This window comes from Actinomadura sp. NPDC048032 (assembly GCF_040653175.1).
GTDB classification, from domain to species: domain Bacteria; phylum Actinomycetota; class Actinomycetes; order Streptosporangiales; family Streptosporangiaceae; genus Spirillospora; species Spirillospora verrucosospora.
This window is the reverse complement of record NZ_JBEZJP010000514.1, coordinates 1-5129: the sequence shown is the minus strand read 5'-3', so window position 1 is coordinate 5129 and position 5129 is coordinate 1. Positions and strand designations below refer to the sequence as shown.

At 71.9% G+C, this 5129-nt stretch carries 4 protein-coding genes and 1 pseudogene; all 5 read left to right on the top strand.

Annotated features, from left to right (window positions below):
• A pseudogene (locus AB0C69_RS37775) lies at positions 1-919 on the top strand (hypothetical protein); the annotation flags it as partial.
• Positions 920-976: 57 nt separating this feature from the next.
• Complete coding sequence (locus AB0C69_RS37770; RefSeq protein WP_360360615.1) at positions 977-3187, top strand: ABC transporter permease; 2211 nt, start codon at positions 977-979, stop codon at positions 3185-3187.
• A complete protein-coding gene (locus AB0C69_RS37765) occupies positions 3180-3929 on the top strand; it encodes an ABC transporter ATP-binding protein (RefSeq protein ID WP_360360612.1) in 750 nt (249 codons plus the stop codon). Before AB0C69_RS37770 ends, AB0C69_RS37765 begins: the two co-directional genes overlap by 8 nt.
• Positions 3922-4665 (top strand): ABC transporter ATP-binding protein, encoded by a 744-nt coding sequence (locus AB0C69_RS37760; protein WP_360360609.1) that lies wholly within the window; start codon positions 3922-3924, stop codon positions 4663-4665. Before AB0C69_RS37765 ends, AB0C69_RS37760 begins: the two co-directional genes overlap by 8 nt.
• Before the next feature lie 7 nt (positions 4666-4672).
• The gene (locus AB0C69_RS37755; protein WP_345179323.1) at positions 4673-5026 is read left to right on the top strand and encodes a hypothetical protein; all 354 of its coding nucleotides are present in this window, start codon (positions 4673-4675) and stop codon (positions 5024-5026) included.
• Positions 5027-5129: the final 103 nt, after the last annotated feature.

Below are 5129 nucleotides of genomic sequence, written 5' to 3'. Positions count from 1 at the left end.
GAGTGAGCCCCGAGTGAGCGCTGAACAGGACGAGCCGTCGCCGACGGCCTCTTCCCGACCCCCGTACCCGGTGGACATGATGAACATCGGCGCGCTGCGCATCGCGCAGAAGATGTTCCCCGACTACAAGGACAAGACGGACCTGCTGCTGTCGACGTCCCCGGCCGTCAGCACCGGCACCAACAAGGTCGCGAGCGCGATGAAGGGGATCGGCGTCAAGCCGCTGGAGTGCGGCGTCCGGCTGAACGACGCGGGCGAGAGCAGCTACATGCCGTTCGCCAAGAAGATCAAGGACTGCGGGGCGAAGTACCTGTGGACGTCCGACTCGCCCGACCCGGGGCAGTTCAACCTGCTGGAGTCGATCGAGCGGGCGGGCGCCGACCCCACCTACGTGTTCGAGGCGACCTGGTACAGCTCGCTGGTCTCCAAGTGGAACACCTCCGGCGCGGGTGACCGCCTGCACGTCGGCATGATCTTCCAGCCGCTGGAGAACGCGGACAAGGTCCCGGCGGTCAAGCAGTACACCGACCTCGTCAACGCGAAGAAGGGCAAGGTCGCGCTGCTCGGCATGCAGGCCACCTCGGCGTTCCTGCTGTGGGCGCAGTCCGCGAGCAAGTGCGGCTCGGATCTGACCCGGCAGTGCGTGATCAACGAGCTGTCGAAGGTGCACGAGTGGACGGGCGGCGGCCTGCACGCGCCGACCGACCCGGGCAGCAACAAGCCGGCGTCGTGCTCGCTCATGGTCAAGCTGAACAAGACCAGGTACGAGCAGGTGTACCCGAAGAACGTCGGCGAGTTCGAGTGCGGCGGCGACTTCGTCGTCAAGACGGACCCGAAGACGTGGGGGACGCAGCTCAACGACGACCGGATCTCCACGAAGTTCCTGACCGGCGACGTCATCAAGCCCCAGGCGTCCTGACCGCGACGGCGGCCGGAGGCGTCCTCCCCATGGCGGTGAACAAGTGGCGGTGACCACGTGACCACGTTCCTGACCTACACCATTCTCGGCCTGGTCCTCGGCTCGGTGTACTCCATCGCGGCCTCGGGGCTCGTGCTGACGTACAACACCTCGGGAATCTTCAACTTCGCGCATGGCGCGCAGGCCATGTTCGGAACGTTCCTGTACTGGCACTGCACCGAGCGGTGGGGCTGGCCGGCGTGGCTCGCGCTGATCGTCGTGGTCGGCGTCGCCGGCCCGGCGATGGGCGCCGCCCTGCACGCCGCCATCATGCGGGGCCTGCGCGGCACCGCCGACGTCACGAAGATCATCGTGACGGTGGCGGTGCTGCTCGGGACCGTCTACCTGGCGCAGTGGATCTGGAACCCCGACGAGGCCCACACCGTCGCCATGTTCTTCGGCGCGGGCTCGAAGATCACGATCGCGGGGGTGGTGGTCCGGTACCACGAGATCGTGTGCCTGGTCGCCGCCGTCGCGATCGCGGCCGGGCTGCGGGTGCTGTTCACCCGCAGCCGGGTCGGCGTGGTGATGCGCGGGTCCGTCGACGACCCCGACCTGCTGCGGCTGAACGGCCACGACCCGGAGCGCGCCGCGATGCTGTCGTGGGCGCTCGGGTCGACGCTGGCCGTGCTCGCCGGGGTGCTGATCGTGCCCATCAGCGGCGGCGGGCTGGACGCCAACGCGCTGACGCTGCTGGTGATCGACGCGTTCGCGGCGGCGATGTTCGGGCGGCTGCGCAGCATCCCCCGGACGTTCGCCGGCGCGATGGTGCTCGGCCTGGCCGCGAACTACGTGCTGGCCTACCTGCCGTCGGCGGGCACGTTCACCGGCAACCTGCGCGTCTCGCTGCCAATGATCATCTTGTTCGTGGTGCTGGTGGTGCTGCCCCAGGACCGGCTGCGCGGGGCCGCGATCCGGACCCGCGAGCGGTACCGGCCGCCGACCGTGCGGTCCGCGGCGGTGTGGGGGCTCGTGCTGGTCGCGGTCGTCTACCTCTACAGCCTGCTGCTGTCGGACGGCGCCGTCACCACGTTCTCGCTCGGCATGACGTTCGCGATCATCGCGCTGTCGCTGACCGTCCTCACCGGCTACGCGGGCGAGCTGAACCTCGCGCCGCTGGCGTTCGGGGCGGTCGCGACGGTGGTGGCGTTCCACTTCGGCGTGCAGGGCAGCGGGCTCGGAGCCCGGACGAACCTCCAGGGCGTGCTGCTCGGCGTCGCGGCGGCGGCGCTGGTCGGCGGGCTCGTCGCGCTGCCGGCGCTGCGGCTGCGCGGCCTGTACCTGGCGCTCGCGACCATGGCGTTCGGCGAGTTCCTGTCGAACATGGTGCTGCGCGACACCACCGAGCACGAGCTGTTCGGGATGAGGTTCACCCTCTTCCCGGACGGGGCGCTCGTCGTCCCGCCCCTCAAGGCCGGCCCGCTGGACCTGCGGAACGGGACGACCTCGCTGATGACCGCGACCGTGCTGTTCGCGCTCATCGCCGTCGGGCTCGCGGCGCTGCGCGGCAGCGGCTACGGCCGGCGCCTCGCGGCGATGAAGGACAGCCCGGCGGCGACGGCGATGCTCGGGCAGAACCTCGTCCGGCTGAAGCTCAGCGTCTTCATGATCTCCGCGGCGATCGCGGGGCTCGGCGGCGTGCTGATGTCGGCGGCGACCGGGACCGTCGCGCAGGAGAACTTCTCGTTCACCGGCAGCCTCGCCCTGCTCATGCTCGTCGTGGTGGCGGGCATCGGCTACCTCAGCGGCGCCCTGTTCGGCGGGCTGATGGCGGGCGTCGGCTCGGCCGTTCTCGTCTCCACGCTCGGCGACCTGGCCCTGGAGAACGAGGGCATGGCCACCGTCTACCGGGCGCTCGGCCACCTCGTCCTCGTCGGGACGGCGCTGGTCGGGATGGGCGTCGGCCGGAACCCGAGCGGGTTCGTCCACGACCTCGTCGACGGCTACCGGGCGATCCGGACCGCGCGCCCGCCGCTGTTCGGGGCGGGGGCGCTCGGCGCCGTCCTGTACGTCCTCGCGCTGACCGGCGTGATCGGCACGTGGACGTTCGCGCTGGCCGCGCTGTGCGTCGTCCTGCTGCTGCCCGCCGTGGGCCGCGCCTACCTGGAGGAGGGGCGCAAGGCCCGCCCGGTGCCGCTGGAGCTCGCCGGCGTGGACGAGCCCTACACCGACGAGCTGCGCGTCCGCCTCGACCGCGAACTCGGCCTGAAGGGAACGGTCAATGCCTGAGAGCCCGCCCCTGCTCGCGACCCGCGGCGTCACCGTCCGGTTCGGCGGCAACACCGCCGTGGACGACGTGAGCCTCACCATGGACGAAGGCCGCATCACCGGGCTCATCGGCCCGAACGGCGCGGGCAAGACCACGATGTTCAACACCATCACCGGCCTGCAGAGGCCCGCGTCCGGCCAGGTGTTCCTGGACGGGGACGACGTCACCCGGCTGTCCCCGGCCAGGCGCGCCCGGCGCGGCATGGCGCGGACGTTCCAGCGGCTGGAGCTGTTCCTGTCGCTGTCCGTGCGCGACAACGTCCGCGTCGCGGGCGACGTCCTGCGCGCCACGACCCGCAAACGGTTCGACCTGGACGAGGAGACCGACCGCGTCCTGGAGCGCACGGGCCTCACGGACGTCGCCGACCGCGACGTGTCCGACATCCCGATCGGGCGGGCCCGGGTCGTGGAGGTGGCGCGCGCGCTGATGACCTCGCCGCGCGTGCTGCTGCTGGACGAGCCTGCCTCCGGCCAGACCGAGCGCGAGACGGAGGCGTTCGCCGAGATGCTCACCGGCCTCGCCGCCGAAGGGCTCGCGATCTGCCTGGTCGAGCACGACCTGCCGCTGGTCATGCGGCTGTGCTCGACCATCCACGTCCTCGACTACGGCGCGCTGATCGCCTCCGGCGCCCCGCGGGAGATCAAGGAGTCGCCGGAGGTCATCGCCGCCTACATCGGCACCGAGGAGGCGAGTCATGCCTGAACCGGACACGACCACCGGACCGGCCGCCGCCGCGTCCCCGGAACCGCTGCTCGAACTGAGGGGGATCCGGGCGGGCTACGGCGCCATCGAGGTCCTGCACGGCGTCGACCTGGCGCTGCGGCCCGGCTCGCTGCTGGCGCTGCTCGGCCCGAACGGCGGCGGCAAGTCGACCACGATGCGGGTGTGCGCGGGCCTGCACCCGCCGACCGGCGGGGACCTGCTGTTCGCCGGGCGCAGGGTGAACGGCGTCTCGGCGCAGGACGCGGCGCGCCTCGGCGTCTGCGCCATCCCCGAGGGCCGCGGGATCTTCCCCAACCTGACGGTGCGGGAGAACCTGTGGGCCGCCACCGGGGCCGGCGCCCGGCTGGAGGACCTGGAGGAGCGGGCCTACGCCCGCTTCCCGATCCTCGGCGAGCGCCGCCACCAGCTCGCCGGATCCATGTCCGGCGGCGAGCAGCAGATGCTCGCGCTGTCGCGCGCGCTCGGCAGCGACCCCGCGGTGCTGCTGCTCGACGAGCTGTCCATGGGCCTCGCGCCCATGATCGTCACCCGGATGTACGAGACGGTCGCCGAGCTGGTCGAGGGCGGCCTGTCGGTGCTGGTCGCGGAGCAGTTCGCCCGCGCCGTCCTGCCGATCGCCGACACCGCCGCGCTGATGCTGCACGGGCGCGTGGTGGCGGCCGGCCCGCCCGCCGAGATCGAAGACCGGCTGTCCAGCGACTACCTGGGAGGTTGACCCCATCATGCTCACTGAGGAACGGCGCCAGCAGTTCAAGGACGACGTCGCGAAGCAGCGGCTGAAGACCGACGGGTCCCGGTTCGACGGGGCGGCGCGGATCGCCGGGATCCTGGCCATGGTCGCCGGCGTCGCCGGGACCCTCGTCGCCTACAACGTCTCCCTCACCAAGGACGACCTGCGGGACGTGGGCTCGCTGCAGACGCTCGCCATCGGCTTCCTGGCGGTGACCGTCCTCGGCGCGGCCCTCTACCTGGCCGCCGCCGTGACCCGCGTCCTGCGCCTGTGGCTGCTGCGCCAGCTCGTGGAGCAGCAGTCCCAGGCCGACCAGATCGCCGCCGCGCTGCGCCGGGACGCCTAGCGGCGCCACCGGAGGCGGCCCGTCGCTCACCGGCGGGTTCTCCCGGGCGCTGCTGGCCGGCTCCCTCTTCCTGGCCGCCGCGGCCGTCGTCGCCCTCCGCGCC

Bases quoted from the DNA above. Each gene is read 5' to 3' on its own strand.
- AB0C69_RS37755 (WP_345179323.1), top strand. From the start codon at position 4,673: ATGCTCACTGAGGAACGGCGCCAGCAGTTCAAGGACGACGTCGCGAAG.
- AB0C69_RS37765 (WP_360360612.1), top strand. From the start codon at position 3,180: ATGCCTGAGAGCCCGCCCCTGCTCGCGACCCGCGGCGTCACCGTCCGG.
- AB0C69_RS37760 (WP_360360609.1), top strand. From the start codon at position 3,922: ATGCCTGAACCGGACACGACCACCGGACCGGCCGCCGCCGCGTCCCCG.